We start from the raw sequence: 22725 nt of genomic DNA on the forward strand, positions 1-22725 counted from the left end.
ATGAACACGCCCGAATGGCTTAAACCCGGAATCTACGGCGCCCTGATCGGAGGAGTTTTCGTAGGCGTAGTTGGATTTTCTTGGGGTGGATGGATGACCGGCAGTAACGCGGACAAGATGGCCAACGCCATGTCCCGCGACAATGTAATCGCTGCGTTGGTTCCGATCTGCGTCGACATGGCGAGAACTGACACCCAACGCGCCGAAAAAATAACAACGATCAAAGAAGCTTCTTCTTTCAAGCGAAAGGATGCCGTTATGGCAGCCGGCTGGGCAACGGTACCGGGATCCCAAACCCCCAACAAAGATCTGGCACAGGCCTGCATTGAGGGGCTGAACCTGGATGGATCGTAACTCAATCACTCAACATTCGGACAACGCCGTTTGCACCAGGACAAATCGAAAAAATCAGCACTGGTTTTACTCTCACTTTATGACGGCGCTGTTTGTCGGCGTTTTCAGCTGCTTGGCGGGCTCCTTTATCTCATCAAATCCCGCATCGGCCGAAACAAATTCGATCCCGGATAATGCGCATCCCAAAAAATATGGCGACGGTTGGGAATGCGATTTGTCCTATCGGTTGGATGGCGAAGAATGCGTTGCCATTGTCGTGCCGGGAAATGCCTACCCCACAAACAGAACCTACGGCTCAGGGTGGGCATGTATGCACGGCTTTGTTGAAGTTGGCGGCACCTCATGCACTGAAGTGATTGTGCCTGAAGGTGGATATCTCGATCCATCAGGTGAGAGGTGGCGGTGCCTGCGTGGATACACAAGAGTAGACGATAGCTGCCAGAAAATCGTGGTGCCGGATAATGCTTACCTGACGAATAGCACTTATGGATCTGCATGGCGTTGCAACCGTGGCTACGAAAAAAACGGAGAAGCATGCGTGGCAGTAGCGGTGCCGGAAAACGCTTTTCTGAACGCATCAACCAGCGGGCGTCCCTGGACGTGCGAGCGTGGGTATTTTGAGCGCGACGGACAGTGCGATGCCGTGTTTGTGCCTGAAAATGCTTTCTACGATGACGCGATCCATGGAGTTGGATGGAAATGCGAACGTGGTTACGAGGCGTCCGGTGATCGCTGCAATGCAATCGAGTTACCAGAAAATGCCCATATCGACCGATCCGGTAATAGGTGGGAATGCCACAGAAATTATCATCAGTCAGAAGGTCAGTGTGTTCTGAACAATTGAGGTTTCAGGCAGAGAGCCCATTTTTCCAAACTTCACAATTTGTGCCCGTTCTTACCAAGGACGGCGCGTTTCACACTCCCAAAAGGAACAGATATGAAACCCCTACCCATTGCGTCGGATGACAGGAAGTTCATTGCCAGCAATGCGCAAAAGCTGCCGCCTGAACAAGCAGTTTTTCCAGAGCTTCACCGCAAGACACTTGTGACAGATACACCGACTGCAATTGTGTATTGCGAAGGAAACTTCGCAAAGATCGATGGCAAGACGGCTAATGGTCTCGTTCGACATTCACAGGCCTATCGCGTTCTTTCGGTGATCGACAGCACGTATGGCGGTTGTGACAGTGGCAAAGTGCTTGATAATATCGCAAATCAGGTTCCCATCTTCGATGATCTTGATGCCGCCGTCGCTAATGAAGCTACGATCCCCGACACTTTTATTTACGGAATGGCGCCGGCCAGCGGCAGAATGTCCCTTGAGGATCGCGAAGTTGTTGTGGATGCGATAACGCTCGGAATGAACATCGTCAGTGGGCTGCATGAATTTCTTAGCGATGACAAGGAGCTCGCCGGATTTGCCAAAATTCACGATGTCACGATACGCGACATTCGCAAGCCGCAGCCAAATCCCGACCTGCGCCTGTTAGATGGCAGTATTGGAGACGTCCAGGCGATCCGCATCGCGGTGTTCGGCACCGATTGTGCAATTGGAAAGCGTACAACCGCGACAATCCTGACAGGCGCACTTAACGCGCATGGGATCAAAACAGTTTTGGTCGGCACCGGCCAAACTGGTTTGATGCAGGGCGCCAAGTATGGCGTTGCGATGGATTCGGTGCCGCCGCAATTTTGTTGTGGCGAGCTTGAGCGCGCTGTTGTTGCAGCATCTGAAGATGAACACCCGGATGTCATAGTGATCGAGGGCCAGGGCGCGCTAAGCCATCCGGCCTTTTGCACATCAGCCTTCATTCTGCGAGGCAGTCAGCCACATGCAGTTATTCTTCAACACGCGCCCAAACGAAAACGTCGATGTGATTTCCCCAACATGACAATGCCCGACCCTTGCGATGAAATCACCCTGATCGAGGCTTTTGCGAACACAGAGGTAATTGGCATGACGATCAACCATGAAGGAATGAATGATATTGAGATTTCAAAGGCCATCACAGACTATAACCGCAAATTGTATCTCCCGGTCACTGACGCATTGAACCGTCCTCCAAAAAACTTGGTGAATATGGTTCTATCTGCCTTTCCGCGCTTGCAACCCGTACGTGCTACGACGATTGAATGAGCAAGCTGCGTATTGACGTTGATCTGGACAAAATTCGGTACAACACACGGTTCCTGGTCGACCACCTTAGACCCCGCGGAATTACGGTGACAGGTGTGACAAAAGCCGTTTGCGGTCATCCTGAGATTGCGAATGCTATGCTTGAAGGTGGCGCGACAGGGCTGGCGGACGCGCGGATCAGCAATATCATACGTATGCGCGATGCTGGGATCTCGTGCTCCATATCCTTGATCCGAACGCCCATGCTGAGCCAGGTCGCGCAAGTTGTTGATAACTGCAATGTCAGCTTCAACACAGAAATGGACATTATCGCAAGCCTGGCCGTGAGTGCGCTGGGAAAGAACATTACTCACAGTATTATCCTGATGGTGGAAATGGGGGATATGCGGGATGGCATCTTGCCTGAACACCTTGAGGGCACTGTGTCTCAAATTCTTAGAATGGAAGGGATTTCTCTGAAGGGGATTGGCGCAAATTTTGCCTGTCTGGGTCATGTGGCACCCTCTGCAGGAGCAATGGAATTGCTTTCGTCGCTTGCCGCCGACACCGAACTTGCAAGTGGACCCGCTCTGGAAACAGTGTCAGGCGGCGGTTCTGCCAGTTTGCCATGGGCGCTTGGCAAGGGGGCGACCGGAAAATCAACAACCTGCGTCTGGGTGAGGCCATCCTGCTGGGTACCGATCCCGTTTCGGGGTACGCGATCGACGGGCTTTACACAGATGTTTTCACGCTTTGGGCGGAAGTGATCGAAACGAAGACCAAATCAAATCCAAATTCCTTGCAATTGAATTATCCTATACCTTCTATGCAGTGTGTGACTTTAGACAGTCCTTCGAAAACTCGGTCGATCCTTGGCATTGGACTCCAGGACACCGATGCAGCGGGTCTAATATTCCCTGCTGGCGTCACGTTCGTCGGAGCCACCAGTGATCATATCGTTGTTGAAAACACCAATTGTCTGCTTCGCCCTGGTGGCGAGGTAAAGCTGAAATTGAACTATAGCGCGCTCTCGCGCGGCATGGCTGCACCTGATGTAGCAAAAGCCTTCCATGGTGATGGCGCATTGGTTGACTGCACCCCAGCGAACACTGATCGCCCATATTCGAAGCGAAAGTAGCGCGCCAGGGTTGCCGCCGCCTCGGTTCTGCTTCAGCCACCCGTCTTATTCTACGGCTTTACGTAGTAAATGAGGCACCCAATCCCTATATTGGATGTAGCCGCATTCACTTTTCACACCCTATCTGGGCTCGTGGGTGTTGCGGACAATCAAAGGATCAAAATGATGTCTTTCAAAGACCTGACGACCAGAGCGGCTGCCGCACTGAAGGAAAACGATGCGGACGCGTCAAAAAAGAAGTGACGTCGAAAGGGCAGGACGCCGTCCCCGAAAAATCAAAGCCTAAACCTCAAAACTGATAATACCCTGCCGGGAGCGGGTGGCTTGTTCTTGTTTACATCTCCGAGCGAGCGGTATCAGCAAAGGAGAACTACCCAAATGAACCAACTAATCAGCAAGACAATCGCAGTCTTTTCCAGGCCGTTTACTTTCCCTGGCTTTGACGAATTACTCCCGGCGGGCGAATACGACATAGAAACTGAGCTTTCCGCACCACCAGATTATTTGGATCCAGAAGCCTGGAAAGCATCAGTGCTAATCTTTCTGCTTCCACGGAAATCTCACCCCGGTCTGGCGCGAACCTTGACCGTTTCTCTTACTGATTTGGAGAGAGCCCGCGCAAAGGATAAATTGTCTTCAAAGCAGTTGTCGCAGTTCTTGCTCAACCAACTTTTGGCCGATCCCATGGTGCAATTGATTATGGAAGCGGATGGTGTGTCTGAGACTCAACTTCGGCACCTCTACTCGGAGTCGCTCATTTCTGAGGCAGACGACGGATCATCAGATCAACGAGCCATACCACGAGGATGCGCAAGCGGTTCTCGGTATGCTTTCGCTGTCCAAGCTGCTGAGAACGAAGGAATGCCAGTTCGTCCTATTAAAACCCCTCGGATTACAGGCCGTCCCATCGGACAGTCTGAACCAGGCAGCTCCTTCAATCTCAAGGCTTAGGGCTCGGAACTTTCTTTTCCAGTCGCTGTATAAACCAAAACAGAAATCGAGGCTAAGAACTGATGGAAGACTTCGACAACGACGCAGATACGATCATGGCTCGCGCCCACAATGACGTGCCGCAAGAACGCCCGTGTCTTCGTTGCAGAACGCCATTCTGGAGCGAAGGGTTCGGAGAGCGGATTTGTCGACGCTGCAAGGGGTTGAGCGCGTGGCGAAATGGCGTATCAGTAAGCCCTGGGTTAGCTCGGCGTCGCTGATAACCTGACGCCGGTCTTACCAGCTTTTCTGATCATATCTCATTTTATCTTATTGGTGCTGACCCGGGCCTTTTAACGTGGAACCCGATCGGTAATCGGTGCTGAAGACGAAGCGTACGCGCGGTTTGGACTCGAACCGTTCTTATGCGTAGTGATATGGGCTCAAGCCGCCTAATGCACACACTTAAACCATGCCAGTATTCATAATCGGACAGCAGGCATTCACGCCGCTTGTACTATTCGGTGGTCAGCGCGGTGCTGTTGCTTGGGTGCGGAGGGTGGATCGGAGTGCAAAATATGCCAAGAGTCCAACTACCTGCAGTCACCCCAAAACCCAGAGCTTGGAACAAGGGGCGGATCATCGGTCAGAAACGACCGCTACTCCCAAAACAGGTCTGGGCGATCCGTGCCCGGCTCGAACTTTCTGGAAATCTGCGTGATCTCACAATGTTCAACGTCGCGATTGATAGCAAGCTACGCGGCTGCGATCTGGTCAAACTCGCTGTGACCGATCTTGTCAAAGACGATCGCGTCCGTGAGCGTGTTTCGGTGATCCAGAGCAAAACCAAGCGATCTGTTCAATTCGAACTGACGGAAAACACGCGAGAAACTGTATTGGTATGGGTAAAATCACCGGAAATGTTTGCTAGCCGGTTCATGTTTCCAAGCCGATTCCATGATCGACCACACATCTCGGCGCGCCAGTATGGCAGGCTGGTTCGAGACTGGGTGACCGCAATCGGATTGGAACCGAGCGGATATGGCACGCATTCGCTTCGCCGAACCAAAGTAGCTGAGATCTACCGCAAGACAGGAAATCTCCGCGCGGTCCAACTTCTGCTTGGGCACACAAAGGTCGATAGCACCGTGCGATACCTGGGCGTTGAATTGGAAGACGCGCTAAGCATTGCAGAGCGCATAGACATCTGAGACAGTTTGGCGAGCGGCGCTGTCGGTCGCCAATCCATAGTGGTTCTAGTTCTTTTACGCAGGAGTGGGACGTAGCGTGCCCTGAGCGGAAGTGTCAAAATCTTGTTGCGTACGCTCGCAGCACAGTTTTCTCGGCTCAGGCGCAATTTACAGGGTGCGGGACCGAGCGGCCATTTGATCACGCCGCGAGTACTTGTGCAGAAGCGGCGCGAAAATCGCTGCGTTGCAGCCAATGTTATCAGGCCAGTCATTCATAGTCACGGGGAAGCCTTGATCACATACTCCTCTTTCGCCGCACTCAGGCCAGACAATTTCTTTCGGTAGTTCACCAAGGATCTTGGTCACCGGCAGTTTCAAAAACTATCTGCCCTGGCGGTACTTGCATTGCGACAAGGGAAACTTCCTTGACTCTATTCTGGCTAAGGACCACAAAAGTGCATTGGTGAAAGTTACTCGTCGCCGCGATGCTGCCGGCTTCGATGATCCAATGGCCTTCAGACTAACTGTAGCATGTGCCCCAGCATAGGAACGGGTTTCGCTGGGGTCTTCGCTATGAGCTCGTTCCTCGCAAGCATTCGCAACTGTCACCTGACAAGCCCCAGTCATCGCGTGAACCATGAAAGAAGGCGCCGTATGAACTGCACATGGCTTATAAATTGCGTGTTTGATGCCCGATAGATCAGGTCTCAGGCTCCTTTTCAATCAGTCATTCATCGTGTTTACGCGCTGCATTCTTTGTTTGATCCCGACACTCTTGGTGTTGCTCTCCGGAACGCAGCTTCCCGCCCAGGTCGCGGGCAATGCCGATGGGTCTGTTTGTGACGAAGGTTTCGAAAACAAGAACGGATCCTGCCAAAGAACAGACGTACCAGAAAACGCATATTTGACGGGTAGCTCCTATGGTAGCGGCTGGGAATGCAATCACGGTTTCCAGAATGTCGGAGAACTCTGTGAGGAAATAAGAGTTCCTGAAAATGCCTATCTTGCATCAACCGGAGATCAGTGGGAGTGCAATCGGCTGTTCCAGCGTGTCGGGGAACTCTGTGAAGAAGTGATGGCACCTCAAAATGGGTACGTCGAAACCCGGTTTGGCGTGCAGGAAATACACTGCAACTGGGGATTTCGTAAGGAGGATCAGGATTGTGTTGCGATTAATGTCCCGAGCAACGGCCGCCTGACTGACAAAAACAACGCGGATGGTTGGGTGTGCCTCAGAGGTTACAGGGCAGCGGAGAGCGGTTGTGAGCCTGTGGCTGTTCCACAGCATGCATATCTTGCACCTGAAACGTATTCCGGATGGAAATGCGAACGTGGTTTTCGCGCAAACCGGGACAGGTGCGTTGCGATCCTTGTCCCTTCAAACGCTCACTTGAATCGAAGAGGTGATGGTTGGGAATGTAATCGGCCGTTTACACGACAGAACGATAAGTGCACCGAAAATGTGCCGCGACAATAGGTTGGTGGGAACCAATACCGCCTGACATATCCGGAAGGACGAATCCGTGAACCATAACTCGATTGACGAAAACCTGGGTAAAATACTCAAAGCCGAAAAGGCGCAACGCTGGTCCTACAGCATAAAGATGTTTGTCGCATCGGCGGTGATTGTTGCGGCCATAATTGTGGTGGTGTTTCTCTGATGCGTAAAAGCACCCCTCAGGTTAGCCTCCGACACCCAAAATCGGCAATTCGCGACCTAGAACAAAGAGCATTTCAGGAACGCAGTGTTCGTAAGTCGCGGAACGCTGACGTAGCCGGTGTGATTGAGGAACAGTTTGGCAAGTACTTGATTAAGGCCGGCATTCTGAGCGGTAACAGCGTTGCGCGCGCATTCCCCAAGCCACCAGCTAAAACGCAGGCAATGATTGCCGATGCAGTTGGTGAAACACCAGAGTTGGCCATTGAAGCCTTAAAAGGAATTCTCGAAGAACGAGACAGGAAACGTAGCGGTCAACGACGTTTGGAAGGAAACTCCGGCACGCTCGTTCCCAGTGCAAGAGAATATGCAGAGGCATTGCGCCAGATCAGGCTCACCCCTGCGCAGGTCACAATGCTCAAAGCACTTACTATCGCGGGCAAGGACGGTCTGACTATTGGTCACTTGTCTCAGGCAGCCGGTTACAAATCACGCGAGGCCTCCATCAAGGTTTTCAAGAAAATCGGACTATTGATCGCAGAATATCTGGAACTGGACCTACCCGAAGCCGGATCGGTACAGAATGATGGCGCCGCTCAGGTCCTGGCATTTTCTCACATCGAAAGTGACGATGAGCCAGCAACTTGGATTATGCATCAGGAACTGCGCGACGCTGTTCGTTCGGTTCTATGACGTACGTTCCAGCCCCCGCTTTTGTAGAGAACTCTGAACCGGAACAAATGCACGAAAGGTTGCACACGTAGCTTATGCTGGAGAAGAAACCATACCCGCTCGACCTGATCTATGTACCTGTGAAGCGTGCAAAAACACTTGATCAGCAAAAAGTCCTGACGCTGGCCGAAGATATTCTGAAGAACGGCCAGAAGACCCCGATCCAGATACGCGCGGACAACAAGAGGTTCGTGCTGATTGAAGGCCTTCACCGACTAGAGGCCATTCGCGCCCTCGGCGGTGATACTGTCGAAGCCTTTTTGGTGCGCGCCAGGCTACACTAGATGCCTATTGGAATTGGCGTTCGACAAAGCCTCGGAAAAAGTCAGCAGACGTTGACTTTTTTCATCCCAAAGATGCAATCGTGCGCAATGAAGGCTCTCATATAGAGTAATACGCTGGCAATTTTCCAACTCGGAATGGTCACGCAATACCTCGTTTAGCCGATAAAACGGTATGCGGCTGGCAAGGTGGTGAACATGGTGCACACCGATATTGGCAGAGAACCACCGCAGGATGCCTGGCAGGGCGTAGTGAGAACTTCCATAGAATGCGGCGTTCTGAAGATTCCACACTTCTTCCCGCTCCCAAGTCGTGTGTTCAAACTGGTGTTGAATATAGAATAGCCAAATACCAATCGATGCGGCGACGATCATGGTTGGAAGGAATACAAAAACCAGTACATCCAGGCCTCCGGTCCAAAAAATCAGAGCCAGGACCACCGCAATCGCGGCGTTTGTTCCCATTGCACTTGCCCAATACAGCCAGCCTGACCGCATGAAACCAAAGGGCAAGCGATTTTGAAAAAAGAACGTGTAGACCGGTACGATACAGAACAGGAAGAAGGGGTTCCGGATTAACCTGTAAGCGGCACGCCCGAACCAATTCCGTTTCAGGTATTCCTCAATGGTCAATGTAGGAATGTCACCCATACCACGCCGATCAAGGTTACCAGTTGAGGCATGGTGAATCGCATGGCTTTGCCGCCAGACGTCATAGGGTGTCAGGGCGAGAACACCCAGAACCCGGCCGGTCCAATTGCAAACGGTGCGGTTTCTAAAGAAGGATCCATGACCACAATCATGCATAATGATAAAGATACGGACCAGAAATGCGGCGTTCAGGATGGCCAATAGAACAGTGACCCAGATACTAAGGGATAGCGCAAACCACGCTGCGCCCCATAGCGCGAAAAAGGGGATGACAGTGATTGTCAGTTCAATAACGCTACGCTTCGTATCGGGCACACGGTATTGCGCGAGCGCCCGGGTCAATTCCTGCTGTTGCAACTGACTTGTTCTCCAAGGGCTTTTAGCAGCCCATTGTGCAAACGGGCACCCCATAAGGGTGCCCGTAAAAGGTCAGGCCAGTGCCAGATTGGCGGCGCTGTCGCGCCCGTCACGGCCAGCTTCGACGTCAAAAGTGACCTTCTGGCCGTCCTTCAATTCGCTGATGCCGGAACGCTCAAGTGCTGAGATATGCACGAACACATCGCGCTTGCCATCTTCAGGTTCGATAAAGCCAAAACCTTTGGTCGAGTTGAACCATTTTACTGTGCCATTTGCCATGGTGGAAGTCTCCTAATACTTGCCGCCCGCATTATTGCGGCGACTCGGCGTGGTCGGTCTGAATCGAAAGACTGAACGCCGAGTTTGGGAGACAGCAGGTCGAAAAAGAAAAACGTAAGCCCTGTGTATATGGACTTCGAGTACACACGATACAAGCCTTGATACAACGGAAAGCAACAGAAGATCTAAGTCTGCCCAGCCCAATTTGAGACAAAGATAAGCAGAACCATTGCTCTGTGGTTCGGAAATCAGAGGTCGGCTTCCGATAAAACCTGCCGAATGCGTATGCAGCAAATTGATTGCTCAGGCACGGCAGGTAGGGCTCACTGTCCGAAATCGCCGCGTGCTTCAAGAACACCGCGGCAAGGCACAAATGTTCATTGAGTGATTGAAACATTGCTAAATCAACGAGTTGACCTCTCTAACGAACGGTAGATTCTGCGCGGCCCGAATCTTGGGTCATGCTGCGTTGGCATAGGGCGACTGCGAGCCTCAAAGTGCCATTAGTAGGTCCGTATCTGCGCAAGCATCGGGCAAGAAACGTTCCCGATGTTACAGTTGGCCGTAAGTTCATTCAGGGCGGCCTCCAATCGCTTAAGTTCGATTATCTTCATACGCACATTGGAGATATGAAGCTCGGCCAGTTCCTTAACGGATTGGCAATCCTCGCTATCACCTTCGGATAGGTTGAGAAGCACCTTTGCATCGGCAAGCGAAAAACCCATGTCTCGGCACTTCCTTAGAAAACGAAGCCGTCCAACATCGTGCGCGGAGTACATGCGTCGATTATTCGATGCCCTTTCTGGTTTCGGCACGATCCCTTCGCGTTCGTAGTAGCGGATAGTATCAATTCCGACACCGCTTTGCCGGGATGCCTCCCCAATCGCAAACATGTGAGATTTCCTGTCTTGATCCTGTCTTGATCCTGTAGTGGCTACAGAAGTTAAACGAGAGGTTGTTGTCTCTACAACTCCGCGCGACGTAGTCCATCAGGGAAACAGAATGCAGAAGTACCTTAGCCTCAGCTATTTGGGATCGCTATCAGCGCTTGGCGTCGCGACTTGCTGCGTTTTGCCCATGACGATGATGTTACTGGGGCTGGGTGGCAGTTGGTTGGCAATCTTTGGGAAGGTTGCCGCAGCGAGTTACTATGTGCTGACGATGTCAACGGCGTTCGTCGTGATATCATGGATGGTATCTTATCGGCGCGGTTCCTTGCCGACGTTGAAATGGTGGCTTGCAGGAACGACTCCAATCACCGGCGTGGGTTGGGTCGTTGTGTTTAACGAGGCATGGATTAACGATTACCTGATCATGCAGATGTGAGACTATGACAAAACAAACTGTAGTCCTAGAAAGCACCCTGATTTGCCCGAAGTGCGGCCACAGTGAAACCGAGCAAATGCCAACGGATGCTTGCCAGTGGTTCTATGAATGCAAGTCGTGCAAAACAGTTTTGAATCCGTTGGAAGGCGACTGTTGTGTTTACTGTTCATATGCCACGGTCCCGTGTCCACCAATTCAGCTAGGCGATAGCTGTTGCGGATGAAGTGAAGGACGGTTTTGTTGAGCGAACTGTGAGCCGCCGCCGCGAGCATCGCTGCTATTTGCATGAATGACAGTTTTTTCCGCTGCTTGGCCGCACAAGGTATTCGGCAGTTGCAGTGTCGTTACTGCTGCAAGCGCATGCAGCAATAAAATCCAGGGTACAGGTTGGGCTCCTTGCGACCATTCTCCGCAGGTAGCTTGAACGTCGGCTAAGCCTTACGAGCGATCTGCAAGGCCGTAACAACCTCCTTCGGCCACATCCCCATCGAACGTTCAAAAACCTATCCCGCTTTCTCCCTGAGCACTCTGACGGCCACTGGTCGCCTCTGATCCCCGCTTTTCCGAAACTGCACAATCACGTCGATCATCGAGCGGCAGTATTCGAGAATCTCGGAATAGGTCAGCCCGGTATCTGCCTGCATAACCATCAACGCCAAACGAGAAAGCGCGGATTCCGGCGAGGCCGCATGAAGGGTCGAAATCCCGCCCGGATGGCCCGAGTTGATAGCGGACAGGAAATCATAAGCTTCGGTCCCGCGCAGCTCCCCCATGATGATCCGTTCCGGCCGGAACCGCAGGCAAGCTTTCAGTAGATCGCTGCTCGATGCGTTCTTGTTGACAACCAGAGACACCGCATTGGACTGGCTGGGCCGGATTTCCAACACATCCTCAATGGTCATGATCCGTTCTGAGGGATCGACTTCACCAAGACAGGCGCGCAACCAGGTCGTTTTGCCTGAGGATGTGCCGCCCGACAAAAGGATGTTCCACTTGGCCTTGACAGCGGCGCGGAGGAAATCGCCAAAACCTTTGTTCTCGTAGGCGTCGAAAACAGCCTCATCGGCGAGATTAACGCCGGACTTCAGATCGGCCATGTTGGCGTCCAGATCCGGCAATCCCTGCATCAGATCATCGAGCGACAGTTGCTTTGCTACGGCCCGGCGCAGGGCAAACGCAATGCCCACCTCAACTGCAGGTTTGACCGCGACCTGCGCCCGCCACAATGACCCGTCGATTTCAAACTGCGACCCGGCCAGCGGTGTTTTTTCTGAAATGGGATTACCACCCGCCAGGTCATGTGCAAGCGCCTCGGCATCATCCTCACCCATCGGCTGGTCCAGCAGACGCATGGCAGGTTCACCACTGCGCTCAATCCAGACCCGACCGTCCGGATTCAGGACGATCTCAGACAAGAGAGGATCGGAGAGCAATTGCCCTCCGAACACCCGATTCAATGTACTTTCCAGATGGCGGCTCACCGGCTGATACCCCGGTCGCCCTTGGCGCGTTCTTCCCGTTCCCTGCGCCGTTGCTCTTGCACCGCCGGATCACGGTCAATCTGTCGATCGAGGTTCTTCACATCCCAGGCTGTGCGGGTGACATTGACGCGCTCCGGCTCGTCGGTCTCGGGGTTCCGGCGTGAGCGGGAGACTTCCTCTTTGCCCGCTTTGACGAACGTGGCGATGTCACCGATTGAGATGTTGTTCCGAGCCATCTGGTCTTGCAAAGCGGTGCCCCAGATCCGTTCTGGCTCGTCTTTGCCTTCGACCTTCATATCCACATAGAACGATTTGCTGTTTGGATCATCGGCGCGCACCAGAGCCTCTTTGGCATCCACGATGACACCCGTGACGCCGGTTTCAACGGAGACCTCCTGCCGAACAGCGCGGTTCTGCTGGGCCTTCTCGCCTGCCTTTGCATTAGTAGCATCGGGCAACATGGGCTGTTCCTGCGACCGGTTGTTGACGCGCGGTGCGCGGTCGATGTCAGTTGCTTTCCAGGCACGCCGATTGGCCTCGATGTTCTTCGGTTGGCCGGTCTCGGGATCGATCTTGCTGACCGTCACTCTCTTGTGCCAGTCATGGGCAAGCGTGGCCGTATCACCTATGTTGAGATTTTCGCGCTGCATCAGATCGGGCAGATCAACGCCCCAGACGCGGAACGGTTTGTCCCGACCCTCCACCTTCAGATCGACATAAGGCGACATGCTGTCTTTCTCGTCTTCTTTGTAAAGCGCGTCACCGGTTCCAATAATTTGCCCCCGCACACCTGCGTCCAGGTCGGGACGTCGCGGTGCTGTACCGGCGGCGCGGGCGTCTGTGGCTTGGCTTTGCCGTTCCTGGCCCGGACGCGCTGCGCCGTCATTACGATCCGGCACGCGGCCTGTGACACGCTCGTGCACCCGATCTTCAATCTCAAGCAAACGACCACCGATCGCGGCCCGATCAAAACCCTGCCCCTTCATGGTCTGGATTTCATCCTGAACGCCGGTCTTGATTTTCTCTTGCAGTAAGTCGTCACCCCTGCCTTCTGTAAAGGCGCGGTTGATGTCACGGATCTCGCTACGGGCATCGCGGTAAATCTCAGAAGCATCTTTATACGCGGCCTTCATGTCGATCCGCGCCTGCCTCTCGCTGAGCGAATGTGCATTCGCCAAGGTCTTAACATCGCGTTCAAACCAGATTTCACGCGTCTGCCGGTCTACATCGGCGCCATTGCGAATGCGCGACAACACCAGATCGCCATTGATGCCCATCGCTTCGAACCGCTCAGCCACTTGCATGTCGGCATCCTTCAATACAGCCTTGGTGGCAGCAGCGCGCGGATCGTTTGCATCGGCCTGCCCCCGACCCTCTGAGCCTGCCCGCGCCTGTCCGATGGGCTGGGTGCGGGTTGGATCTGCTGCGTCCCGTTCAGCTGCCCGGCGCTGGCGTATCGGGTCCACGTCATCACGGCCTATCTCAACCTCATCGTCCCGTTCCAGACGTTTGCCAAAGAACGCCCTGGTCTCTTCATCCATCAGCGGTTCATAGTCCCTTACGACACGAGAAATCGCGGCCTCTGTTTGACTGCGCTTGTCCTCGTCCTCCATGGCTTCGGCCTTGGCGTCCATCCTCGTGATAAACTCACGGACATCGGTTCCAATGGCCTTCATCTCACCGTCGATGACCGGGGCATGTGTCGGGTCCATCTGGTTGGCGACTTGTTGATTCATGTCGATTTCCTCTGATCTCAGAACCCCGTCCGTCACCAGGATCGATGCTGCGCCGAGTACAGCTTTGCTAAAGGCCCCCAGGGTCTCGGCACGCCCTGGGTATTGGGTTGCAAAAATGCCCCGCTCGACCCCGGCGCGATGCGACCGGAGGGTTTCGCCAAGGGCGGCGTAGTCTGCATTGCGTTGATCGCTGATGACCTGCAGCTGGTCCGGCGCTGCGGTTCGCTGTCGGCCGATGCCATAGAAAGGGAAACCACTGCGCTGCTCGGGGGCTGGCCGCTCACGCAAATCCCGGCCGTCGCGCCGTGCATGAACCCGCGCGCTGCTTTCCCGCTCCGGGCGCAGGTTGCGGCTGAACCTGCTGGTGGCGGTCAAGACAATGCCAACATCCCGCGCCGTCTCCACCTGTAACTCACGCAGATCCTGCGTTGTGATTCCGTACCGGCTGATCTGAAGGGTCTTGCCAGACGCCCCTGCCCGGCTGATCACCAGGTGTGTATGCGGATGGCCGGTGTCGTCGTGATGGGCCATCACATATTTGTAGCGGTCGCCGTATTCGCCATTCGTCAGACGCGCGGTGAAGCTGCGCGCGGCCTGTTTCGCTGCCTCCCGGTCTGTGTCCTTGGGGTAAGACAGAATGACGTGATAGCTGTAGTTCGTGACCCGCGCGTCCATCCGGGCCCAGTCCTTCGCCCACTCATCCTGGACGTCGCGCAGGCCTTCCATCCCATGCGACACCTCACCGGTGTCGCCACGCTCCATTTCAACGGTGCCCTTGCGCGTGATGTAGGACAGCTGCCCGCCCAGGCGGCCGGATGCGGTGACGCCGCCACCGCGGACAACCTTGACCACCGCCTGATTGGTCAGAAGTGCATTGGCAATCATGCCTGTAGCACCACCTGAAGGGTTCTGCCGCTGAGGTGATCGACGCCGCGACTGCGCGGGGTTTTGACCAGGGCGCGGCTTCAGGTTCGGGATAAGCTGAAACTCTCCAAACAGCGCGTCCCAGGCCGGATCATATGCGGAGGCCAGGCTGGTCATACCTTAGCCTTCGCCCTGGGTGACACACGTGACGCACGCTGTTTCTCAGCCAGCCGCTCGATCTCTAATGCACGGGTAAAAGACCGCTCATGGGCGGCGTCGGAGTAATCTTCGATCTGCCGGCGCAATTCCCGAACCTCAACTTTCATCGCGGCCAACTGTTCTTCCGTCCGCTTGTTTAGCCGAAACTTCCCAGCATTGGCGGCACGGGTCATCTGGTTGAGGTTATTCGCCATACCAACCAGCTGAGCCAGGTGTTCTTTGAAGTGCTGTGTTCGGAACTCTTCTTTCGACGGAATACCAAAGGCTATGCGGATGCAGACACGCACCAGCCCGGTCACGCTGCGTAGCTGCATGGCCTTGCTGCGTTGCTTGAGGAACGCCAATTCGTCCTCATCAAAACGCATGGTTGTCGTGACTGATTTAGGTACGCCTTGTGACATCGGGGCTTGCTCCACGATCAGAAATCGTGCGTGGCCCCGTCAGACCGCGCGTATGGTGTCTCAAGTGTAAGTTGAATTGGTAGCCGACTGCAAGTCTAACAGATTGTCGATAGCACAATCTGTATTATCCCGCAAAGTAAGCGTAGGATGTAGACGGCCCGTAGTGCGAGGCACGACTGCTTGACACCTACCACTGACCAAAATCCGTTTGGCGTCCGGCCCGTGGCAAATGCCATTACGCTGTCGCCTTTTGGCCGGCGGGCTTTGCCAGATTGCACATGGCACCGGACCCTTGGCAAGTTCCAAATGCCTGATAATCGCCAACCATCTGGCATATGGCAAACGTCTGCTGGCAATACCCTTTTGGCCTTCCTGATTGTAGACGGTTGAGTATTGCTTAGAAAAGCAATAGCGTAGTTTTCAGCGCGGGTGACGGGTCGCGCGATAACTTGTAATCGCGAGCCCGGTTGTGACACGCCGCTGCGCGGCGTGGCTTTCGGGCGCAGACCCGGAGACCAAATTGAAAATCTATGCAGCCGTAAACTCCAAGGGCGGAGCTGGGAAATCTTCCATGCTCGTCGCCTTCGCTTCTGCTTTGCACCATCAGGGCAAACGTGTCCGTATCCTTGATCTGGATTCACAAGGAACACTCTCGGAATGGTTGAATCCGAAAAACGGGTTGGACCCAATCCTAGCCGATGAACTTCTGATCGAGGCCGGGCAATTTGCCAAAGAAGATGCGGAGAATGCCAAATTGGCTTATGCCCACATTCTTGAGGCAGAAAAGGCGGGGGGCTTTGACTACCTGCTGATCGACACCAAAGGCGAACCCAGCATGACCGCCGCGATGGCGATGGCCGTGTCCGACATGGTGCTGTGCCCGTCCGATGGATCATCGGCAGAATACAAGCCTATCCTGGTCACATACAGATCGTGTGAAGCGGCGTTGCAGCAAATCGGTGATAAAGCCAACCCGAAAGAAAAGTTTCGGATTATGTTCACCCGCCAATCCGTCGCGCAGTCAGCCGGTATCAAGAAAGGCAAACAGGCGCTTGAAAAGCAGTTTACCTGCATTGGTGGCATTGCTGACTCTGCCGCAATGGACGACGCGCTGCGGACGGGAACCACAATCGGGCGCTTGATGCGCTTTGCTGAGGAAGCCACGGAACAGGCGGAGACCCAAACGGCCAGGTCGAATGCCCGGCGCATGGTGGATCGCTGCAAAAAGGCGCTGAGCAATGCCGACTATGTGCTGAACGCGCTGGAAGAAAGTGAGGTGCAGCATGTCCCGGCCTAAGAGCATCGATAGCCTGCTGAACGGCCCCCAATCTGAAATCGCACCGACCGTGACGGACCTGAGCAAGCAGGCACAAACCGAACCTGTAACTGAACCAAAGCCGGAATCTGAGCCTGCCAAAGAGGTGAAGACAGAGCCGGTGGCAGATCAGGCACCAACCCCAAAACCCAGAAGAGCCAAGGCGGCCACGGGCAAGCCAAAGCAAGAGGCATCTTCCAGGTCCGAAGGGTCATGCGTGGCAGGACAACCGATCAGGGTCCAGATATCGACCTCAGACGGCAGTGAGATTGCCACTGCGCTGGAAGAGGTTCGCAGCAACATACCTGCCGCGTTTCAGAAAAACTTTAATCTCGGGGCCTTTTTCAAAGAGGTCCTGCAGGACAACGACGCGGAAGTCGCCGCGATGATCCGAAACAGCCTGAATGGGGATGCACAATGAGCAAGCACAAAAAAGCTACAAGTGAAGTCAGGAACGCCGTGCGAACTCCGATCCGATTCCGGATTTCGACCCTTGAAGGCGGTGAGGTCGAAAAGGAAATACTCGACCTGCTGGAAGATGTTCCACCTGCATTGCGAGCAAGTGTCAACGTCGGAAGGTTGTTCCGGCAAGTGATGTTGGAGAACGACAAAGAAATCGCCAAAATGATCCGCACGACGATAAAGGATCAAACACTGCGTTAATCCTGTTTCGGTCTGTTGGCGCAAAGCCCTATCGTCACGCTGGCGGCAGGGGTAGCGCAGGCTGACGCTGAGATTTTTAGCGTCTCTGCTTACAGCCTGCTCCGGTCAGATCAATTTCGCCCAAGGTTAAAATTGACCGGACTGGATAACCCTCGACTGCGCAGGCAGAGGCGAAATTCCAAGAGAAATAGCCTAGCCTCAAAAGAGGCTGAGCTGGTCGCCTTTAATCGCCGGACCGTCAGCCAGCGTTTTGATGCGCTCCTTGCGGGCAGCTTCGTCTTGTGCCGCCTTTTCCGCATCGGCTTTGGCCCGTGCTGCTTGCTCGGCGCGCTGCTTGGCAAACGGATCGCCATTGGCAGCAAAGAACACAGGGGCGGCGGCGGTGTATGCGCTTGTGAAGGTTTCCAAGCTGATGCTATTGCCGTGAATGACCTCACCGGCTAGCCCACGCGCGGTGAGTTGCAGATAGGCCATGTAATAGGTCGCGCGCGACAACTCGGTTGCCCGAAACCAAACGCTTGTTTCCAATTCAAAGCCCATACCCTCGATGGTGTCGGCCACGGCCAGCAACATGCCCCCTACCCCGGCGGCGGGTTCATCAATCGTTATGAACCCTTCCGCCTCGATGGTGGCTTTGGCATCGGTCAAGGTCATTTCTGCCATCATGCGCGACACTTCATAAGGCGTGAAAAATTGACCCAACCTGGCATCCAGTACGCCAAGCTCACCCGCGACCATGCTGAGAAAATCACACCCGCCATTGCCGATCGTTCCGACCATGATGGCCAGCAGTTCCGGCATTCGGCGGATGTCGTCTTTGTTGCGATAACGCCCAACCACCTCCATATACTGCGCCTCAAGGGCGTCTCTTCGGGCTTCATCGGGGCAGGCGCGCTTTGCCAGCGCACAATAGGCGAGTTCGCAGAAATCGCGGAAAACCTCGTCCCGGTGCTTGGATCGGTCAAGCTCGTTGATGATCCGGACAAAATCTCTGACCGCCGCAATCATGCTGAAGCCTTGATGTCAGACGGGTCATGAACGGTCTGCTCATAGACTGAAACCGCGTGACCGCAAACACCGCGGTCCCATACGTCATAGACGGCAGAAAGCTCCCATTGCTGTATCTCTGCGTTCCATTCTGCATGGGCGTCCCGCTTGACGTTCCGCCCGTCGCAGTTCGAGCAATGGATGGTAATGGGGGCGCTCATGCGCCACCCCCTTTCAATTCGGCCATTTTCTCGGTCAGCGTCCAAAGCGCGCGGTTCAGCGCTTTGTTCTGGTCGATCCCCGCAACGGCGCGGGTCCGCTGACGGCGAGTCCGACCATCGGCTGTCCGGACGCGCCCGGAAATACCGCCTCGGATGACATTTTCCTGAACCACGTTGAACGCGGTCCACAGATCAGCCGAGCGGTCGGCGTTGCGGCGCGTGCTGAGCAACCGTGTCGCCTCAATCGGCGCGGGTTTTCCGTCCTCTTTGGCCGCTTCAGGAAAACGCAGCTGGTGTGCGGCTTCGGCCAAAATCTTCCGTTCCGCGCCGTTCACGGTGATGGCCTTGAAGTCTTGCACCTGCTCCGTGATTTCTTCGGCATCGTCCAGAACGGTAAACGCGCCTTCGATGACTTCGGACACCGCGTTTCCCGAGTGCCGCACCTTCACCTCGTTAAAGGTATCGCCCACCATCAGGCCATTGGCGCATACAAACCGGAAATAACCGGGGATCATCTGATAGCTGCTGGTCCCGTCATTGGCGTTGACCAGAACGATTTCAAAGGACTCGCCGTCGCTATTCGTAATCGAGCGGTGACGAAGCCGTAACATGTGCTTAGTAAACGCGGCCTTGCCCGGAACACGGGTGTTCGCCTGCTGGGCAAAGAACGGGTCAAACCCTTCTTTCCGAAGCCCGTCCAGAACGTTCACGGTCGGAACCGGCACAAAGCGGTCAGAGCGGCTTTCGTGACCTTCGGTTGCGAAAATTGATGGGACAGCTTGGTGCAGCTGGTCGTTGGTCAGCGCCTCCCCTGTCACCAGGCCGCCGCATGACATGCCCCGCATATAAAGATTGTAAGTCATTAGGAATGTTCCTCTGTGGTGATGCGGTGGCCGATGTGGCCCGTTGGTCGGGGAAACGCTTCACTGGAGCCTTTCCTGATCCTCCCAACTCCGCTTGCGGTTTGGTTTGTTCCATCGGGTCACGGAAACGACCCGATGGCCTGAACTTCAGCCACCCTCGCCCCTCCGCGTTTTTCCCGGCGAAGGAGGGGGCCGATGGAAAAGATTCGGATCTGATCGGAGGACGGGGGGTCAGGTGGAAAAACGGAAGGTTTGCGCGCTGTGCGCGTGAAAGCCGTTTTTCTGCTTGAGGCGCATGGGAAAGAGAAATGTGAGCCGCGCCCATGGAGCGGATCTCTCTTTGCGCCTTCCCCCTGGACCGGATCAGATACGAGAGCTTTTCGGCCCCCTGACGTTCGGGAAAACAAGCACCGCAGACCGCTTGTCGGTCTGCGCTTTGCTCGATGTCTATCGAGCGTGGTCTTCGCAAAAGGCGAAGCGAACGGGCGTTACCCGAAGGGCCGAAACGGACGTGATCAGACGACTTGCGGCCGCGGTGAAAGCTGGCTCGGATGAGACAGGTTCCAAAGCACTCGGGCCGCAGGGAGAATGGGCATGTCTGGTTCGGGGTGAAAGCCGGTAAGGCCGGCTGGAGCCAAGCACGCGGTCACGCGCTGAAGGCGCGGGATTTGCCCTGATCACTATGCTGACTCTCGGCCACTCGGTTACTTGGGACAACCTGCTCAAGATTGCCCGCAGCGATCAGGCTATCAGGCGTTGCTATTGATACGTCGCTCATCATGCCCAGCACCGCGCTTCGGCGGTCGCACCAGGATCACCTTCAGGTGATCTTGGTGCCGGCCAGAAGCCGGAACACATGAAAGGGCGACTTGCGCCGCCCTGCCCTATTATTACTCGGTTACTCCATCGTCGTCATTCCGCTTCGGGAAGGCCACCATTTCAACACCGGGAAACATGCTGTGTTTGACGGTGATCGACTTGATTTCGCCGGTAACGTCGTCGGTGTTTACGAAGAGAACCCCGCAGCGGTCCCAGTAGTTCGTGCCATCTTTTTCACCGGCTTTGACGTTCAGTTTCAGAGTTTGAGTTGCCATTGTCAGATCCTCGCTTTTGAGTGTTTCGATGAACATGGCGTTTGCGGGCACGAAGGGGATGTCAGCGGCTATTTTGTTTCGCGATGCAAAGCCGGGCTTGCCCGGCGGCGGAAAAAAGCCGTTGAAGCTGCTTATCTGTCGCCAGATCGGCAGCGCCATTCCCGACTGCTCGCATATGTTCATCTTGAAGAAACACGGTGAGCGGGGATCTTCATTGGCAACGGTGTGAGGTCTGTCAGACCAGATCAGTGGCACGAATTACCGGGACCGATGCGAGCGAAAGGCTGGAACATCGATCCACATCTGATGGCGGCGAAAACAAGTCGATCCATCACACGCGCCTTGCGTTGTTCCGCGAGCTGGTGGCCTTCCTGAAACGGGATGACCTGCAGAAGATTGCGACAGTGCGTAGTTGCGCAAGTCGCCCTTTTCTGTCGGCGGAGGCGGAAGGCCGTTTGTGCCCTGGCGCCAAGTTTCGGGGATGCACCGGCCGCGGTGGCGGCCGTCATAGCGAAGCGACCCGTCGGGCCGGCACATGGGGCAACGGTCCCAGGTGCCAAGCGACACCAGAGGAACATCGACGCTGGCACAATGACAAAAGAATGGCCCGACGATGCAGGCCGTCAGTTTAACCGAAGGAAAGTCTGGAGGTATTGAAGCCAGATTAGCGCTTGCGCGCCCGATCGACAACGCCGTCATGTGTGATGGCCGCAATGCGGTCATCGGTGCGTCGGGACATTTCGATCCCGTCGCCGGTCATCGTGGCCTCTGCGTGCGGTGTCCATTTGAAAATGCTGCCATCCGCTTCAACGTGTGTTTCATCCTCGGCAGACCGGCGCTTAATTGACCCGTCATGCCGGATTTCAATGATCGTGTTGTCGGCCATACGGACGGTCACCGAATGATCGTCCATCGCAACACCCTGCCACCATCTATCGGCATCACGGCGCACAACGATCCGGCTGGGATGCAGTTTGATTTGCACATCCTGGGTGTCTTCGGCATCAGCGGCTTTGACAACAACAATGGCCTCCTGCTCGGCGATATCATCATGCAGCGACGCGCTGCCATTCTTCGGCGGCCAAAGTTTCGGCTCCTCGCGTTTGCGCTTTTTCTGGTCTTTGTGAAACGCGATATACATCTGGGCGGATTTCCACACGCGGCGGATTGCGCTCTCTGCGGCGGTTGGCGTGGTGACTTTGGTCATGTTTGCCAGTCCTCATGGATCAGATTTTCAACCCGGCGAAACTCTTTGACGTTATTGGTGATGAGCGTCAGGGACCGCGAAACCGCCTGCCCTGCGATCAACAAATCATAGGCCCCTATCGGCGTGCCTTTCCCGTACAGATCAGCGCGGATCAGGCCAGCGGCTTTCGCATCAGCGGCTGACAGGTCCAGCACCTCGAACCGGAGCGCATCCATACGCGCCACATTCTCAGCAACCTTCGCGCTTTTGTATGCGCCCCAATAGAGTTCATACATGACGACAGACGGCACCGCGAAGTCGCTTGGCACATGCTCAGACAAGCGGGAAATCAGGCTGCTATTGGCTGCGATGATCCCAATGACGGCGTTGGTGTCGAGCAGGTATTTCACTTGAACACATCCAGTTCCGGGCGGTCTTGCGGCGCCACGTCTTCCTCGGCAGACCGCGCAGCATCCTCATCAAGCGGACCCAGCTTGTGCAGCTCGTCCAACCACTCCCAATCGTTTTCGATGGGTTCAAGAATAACCCTCGAGCCTTCGGCCCTGATCCGCACTTCATCGGTCTTGAACCGGAATTCTTTCGGCAACCGAACCGCCTGAGACCGACCGGTCATGAATACTTTTGCAACCGCTGTATTTGGCATTGCCACCTCCATTTGGTATC

Annotated in this window: 28 protein-coding genes; 15 read left to right on the plus strand and 13 right to left on the minus strand. The window is 54.9% G+C overall.

Annotated elements, in window-relative coordinates; translation table 11 throughout:
* The 10 genes from ACR3EN_RS20680 (at position 1) to ACR3EN_RS20725 (ending at position 8401) form a co-directional block, all read left to right on the plus strand.
* Complete coding sequence (locus ACR3EN_RS20680; protein WP_170452329.1) at positions 1-354, plus strand: hypothetical protein; 354 nt, start codon at positions 1-3, stop codon at positions 352-354.
* The gene (locus ACR3EN_RS20685) at positions 344-1198 is read left to right on the plus strand and encodes a hypothetical protein (protein WP_480861147.1); all 855 of its coding nucleotides are present in this window, start codon (positions 344-346) and stop codon (positions 1196-1198) included. The genes ACR3EN_RS20680 and ACR3EN_RS20685 overlap by 11 nt, the downstream gene beginning before the upstream one ends.
* Before the next feature lie 93 nt (positions 1199-1291).
* Complete coding sequence (locus ACR3EN_RS20690) at positions 1292-2491, plus strand: N-acetyltransferase DgcN family protein (protein ID WP_480871051.1); 1200 nt, start codon at positions 1292-1294, stop codon at positions 2489-2491.
* Positions 2488-3237 carry an alanine racemase gene (locus ACR3EN_RS20695; protein ID WP_480918516.1) on the plus strand — a complete coding sequence of 250 codons (750 nt, stop codon included), beginning with the start codon at positions 2488-2490 and terminating at the stop codon, positions 3235-3237. Before ACR3EN_RS20690 ends, ACR3EN_RS20695 begins: the two co-directional genes overlap by 4 nt.
* A gap of 749 nt (positions 3238-3986) precedes the next feature.
* Positions 3987-4559, plus strand: a complete 573-nt coding sequence (locus ACR3EN_RS20700; protein ID WP_480871055.1) for a hypothetical protein — start codon at positions 3987-3989, stop codon at positions 4557-4559.
* Positions 4560-5116: 557 nt separating this feature from the next.
* Positions 5117-5749 (plus strand): tyrosine-type recombinase/integrase, encoded by a 633-nt coding sequence (locus ACR3EN_RS20705; protein WP_170743320.1) that lies wholly within the window; start codon positions 5117-5119, stop codon positions 5747-5749.
* A 667-nt stretch (positions 5750-6416) separates the two neighbouring features.
* Positions 6417-7205 carry a hypothetical protein gene (locus tag ACR3EN_RS20710; protein ID WP_480918517.1) on the plus strand — a complete coding sequence of 263 codons (789 nt, stop codon included), beginning with the start codon at positions 6417-6419 and terminating at the stop codon, positions 7203-7205.
* A 46-nt stretch (positions 7206-7251) separates the two neighbouring features.
* Complete coding sequence (locus ACR3EN_RS20715) at positions 7252-7389, plus strand: hypothetical protein (RefSeq protein WP_170613979.1); 138 nt, start codon at positions 7252-7254, stop codon at positions 7387-7389.
* Positions 7389-8078, plus strand: a complete 690-nt coding sequence (locus ACR3EN_RS20720) for a hypothetical protein (protein WP_170447557.1) — start codon at positions 7389-7391, stop codon at positions 8076-8078. Before ACR3EN_RS20715 ends, ACR3EN_RS20720 begins: the two co-directional genes overlap by 1 nt.
* Before the next feature lie 74 nt (positions 8079-8152).
* Positions 8153-8401 (plus strand): ParB N-terminal domain-containing protein, encoded by a 249-nt coding sequence (locus tag ACR3EN_RS20725; protein ID WP_170452343.1) that lies wholly within the window; start codon positions 8153-8155, stop codon positions 8399-8401.
* Here ACR3EN_RS20725 and ACR3EN_RS20730 read toward each other — a convergent pair.
* From ACR3EN_RS20730 to ACR3EN_RS20740, 3 genes are all read right to left on the minus strand, one after another.
* On the minus strand, positions 8393-9406 hold the full coding sequence (locus ACR3EN_RS20730) for a fatty acid desaturase (RefSeq protein ID WP_480669782.1): 1014 nt from the start codon (positions 9404-9406) through the stop codon (positions 8393-8395). The two genes, ACR3EN_RS20725 and ACR3EN_RS20730, sit on opposite strands and share 9 nt — an antisense overlap.
* 72 nt (positions 9407-9478) lie before the next feature.
* A complete protein-coding gene (locus ACR3EN_RS20735; RefSeq protein ID WP_170430361.1) occupies positions 9479-9685 on the minus strand; it encodes a cold-shock protein in 207 nt (68 codons plus the stop codon).
* A 503-nt stretch (positions 9686-10188) separates the two neighbouring features.
* Positions 10189-10578: a MerR family transcriptional regulator gene (locus tag ACR3EN_RS20740; RefSeq protein WP_170637988.1), complete on the minus strand. Its 390-nt coding sequence runs from the start codon at positions 10576-10578 to the stop codon at positions 10189-10191.
* Between the two features lie 109 nt (positions 10579-10687).
* Between ACR3EN_RS20740 and ACR3EN_RS20745 the strand changes: the two genes are divergently transcribed.
* Together ACR3EN_RS20745 and ACR3EN_RS20750 are read left to right on the plus strand one after the other, a co-directional pair.
* The gene (locus ACR3EN_RS20745) at positions 10688-11011 is read left to right on the plus strand and encodes a hypothetical protein (protein ID WP_170452349.1); all 324 of its coding nucleotides are present in this window, start codon (positions 10688-10690) and stop codon (positions 11009-11011) included.
* 4 nt (positions 11012-11015) lie between these two features.
* Positions 11016-11234 carry a GDCCVxC domain-containing (seleno)protein gene (locus ACR3EN_RS20750; RefSeq protein WP_254446079.1) on the plus strand — a complete coding sequence of 73 codons (219 nt, stop codon included), beginning with the start codon at positions 11016-11018 and terminating at the stop codon, positions 11232-11234.
* Positions 11235-11514: 280 nt separating this feature from the next.
* Here ACR3EN_RS20750 and ACR3EN_RS20755 read toward each other — a convergent pair whose 3' ends face one another.
* The 3 genes from ACR3EN_RS20755 to ACR3EN_RS20765 all read right to left on the minus strand — a co-directional run bounded on the left by ACR3EN_RS20755 (position 11515) and on the right by ACR3EN_RS20765 (position 15676).
* Positions 11515-12426: an ATPase, T2SS/T4P/T4SS family gene (locus ACR3EN_RS20755; RefSeq protein WP_480871058.1), complete on the minus strand. Its 912-nt coding sequence runs from the start codon at positions 12424-12426 to the stop codon at positions 11515-11517.
* A gap of 62 nt (positions 12427-12488) precedes the next feature.
* On the minus strand, positions 12489-15269 hold the full coding sequence (locus tag ACR3EN_RS20760) for a relaxase/mobilization nuclease domain-containing protein (protein ID WP_480871060.1): 2781 nt from the start codon (positions 15267-15269) through the stop codon (positions 12489-12491).
* Complete coding sequence (locus ACR3EN_RS20765) at positions 15266-15676, minus strand: MobC family plasmid mobilization relaxosome protein (protein WP_480918518.1); 411 nt, start codon at positions 15674-15676, stop codon at positions 15266-15268. The genes ACR3EN_RS20760 and ACR3EN_RS20765 overlap by 4 nt, the downstream gene beginning before the upstream one ends.
* Positions 15677-16181: 505 nt before the next feature.
* Between ACR3EN_RS20765 and ACR3EN_RS20770 the strand changes: the two genes are divergently transcribed.
* From ACR3EN_RS20770 to ACR3EN_RS20780, 3 genes are read left to right on the plus strand one after another with little or no spacing between them, the layout of a single operon-like run.
* Positions 16182-17009, plus strand: a complete 828-nt coding sequence (locus tag ACR3EN_RS20770) for a ParA family protein (protein WP_480871064.1) — start codon at positions 16182-16184, stop codon at positions 17007-17009.
* Positions 16996-17448, plus strand: a complete 453-nt coding sequence (locus ACR3EN_RS20775; protein ID WP_480871066.1) for a hypothetical protein — start codon at positions 16996-16998, stop codon at positions 17446-17448. The genes ACR3EN_RS20770 and ACR3EN_RS20775 overlap by 14 nt, the downstream gene beginning before the upstream one ends.
* Positions 17445-17690 (plus strand): hypothetical protein, encoded by a 246-nt coding sequence (locus ACR3EN_RS20780; RefSeq protein WP_480871068.1) that lies wholly within the window; start codon positions 17445-17447, stop codon positions 17688-17690. Before ACR3EN_RS20775 ends, ACR3EN_RS20780 begins: the two co-directional genes overlap by 4 nt.
* Before the next feature lie 198 nt (positions 17691-17888).
* Here the strand turns inward: ACR3EN_RS20780 and ACR3EN_RS20785 are convergent, their stop codons facing one another.
* From ACR3EN_RS20785 to ACR3EN_RS20815, 7 genes are all read right to left on the minus strand, one after another.
* Positions 17889-18698: an N-6 DNA methylase gene (locus tag ACR3EN_RS20785; RefSeq protein WP_480871070.1), complete on the minus strand. Its 810-nt coding sequence runs from the start codon at positions 18696-18698 to the stop codon at positions 17889-17891.
* On the minus strand, positions 18695-18898 hold the full coding sequence (locus ACR3EN_RS20790; RefSeq protein ID WP_480871072.1) for a hypothetical protein: 204 nt from the start codon (positions 18896-18898) through the stop codon (positions 18695-18697). The genes ACR3EN_RS20785 and ACR3EN_RS20790 overlap by 4 nt, the downstream gene beginning before the upstream one ends.
* Positions 18895-19761, minus strand: a complete 867-nt coding sequence (locus ACR3EN_RS20795) for a DUF932 domain-containing protein (protein ID WP_480871074.1) — start codon at positions 19759-19761, stop codon at positions 18895-18897. Before ACR3EN_RS20795 ends, ACR3EN_RS20790 begins: the two co-directional genes overlap by 4 nt.
* An 890-nt stretch (positions 19762-20651) precedes the next feature.
* Positions 20652-21014: a hypothetical protein gene (locus ACR3EN_RS20800; protein ID WP_480871076.1), complete on the minus strand. Its 363-nt coding sequence runs from the start codon at positions 21012-21014 to the stop codon at positions 20652-20654.
* Between the two features lie 505 nt (positions 21015-21519).
* A complete protein-coding gene (locus ACR3EN_RS20805; RefSeq protein WP_480871078.1) occupies positions 21520-22062 on the minus strand; it encodes a hypothetical protein in 543 nt (180 codons plus the stop codon).
* Complete coding sequence (locus ACR3EN_RS20810; RefSeq protein WP_480871080.1) at positions 22059-22451, minus strand: PIN domain-containing protein; 393 nt, start codon at positions 22449-22451, stop codon at positions 22059-22061. Before ACR3EN_RS20810 ends, ACR3EN_RS20805 begins: the two co-directional genes overlap by 4 nt.
* Positions 22448-22705, minus strand: coding sequence for an antitoxin (locus ACR3EN_RS20815; RefSeq protein WP_480871082.1), 258 nt, complete (start codon positions 22703-22705; stop codon positions 22448-22450). Before ACR3EN_RS20815 ends, ACR3EN_RS20810 begins: the two co-directional genes overlap by 4 nt.
* Positions 22706-22725 lie beyond the last annotated feature (20 nt).

The sequence above is a fragment of the Ruegeria sp. G7 genome (genome assembly GCF_056535465.1).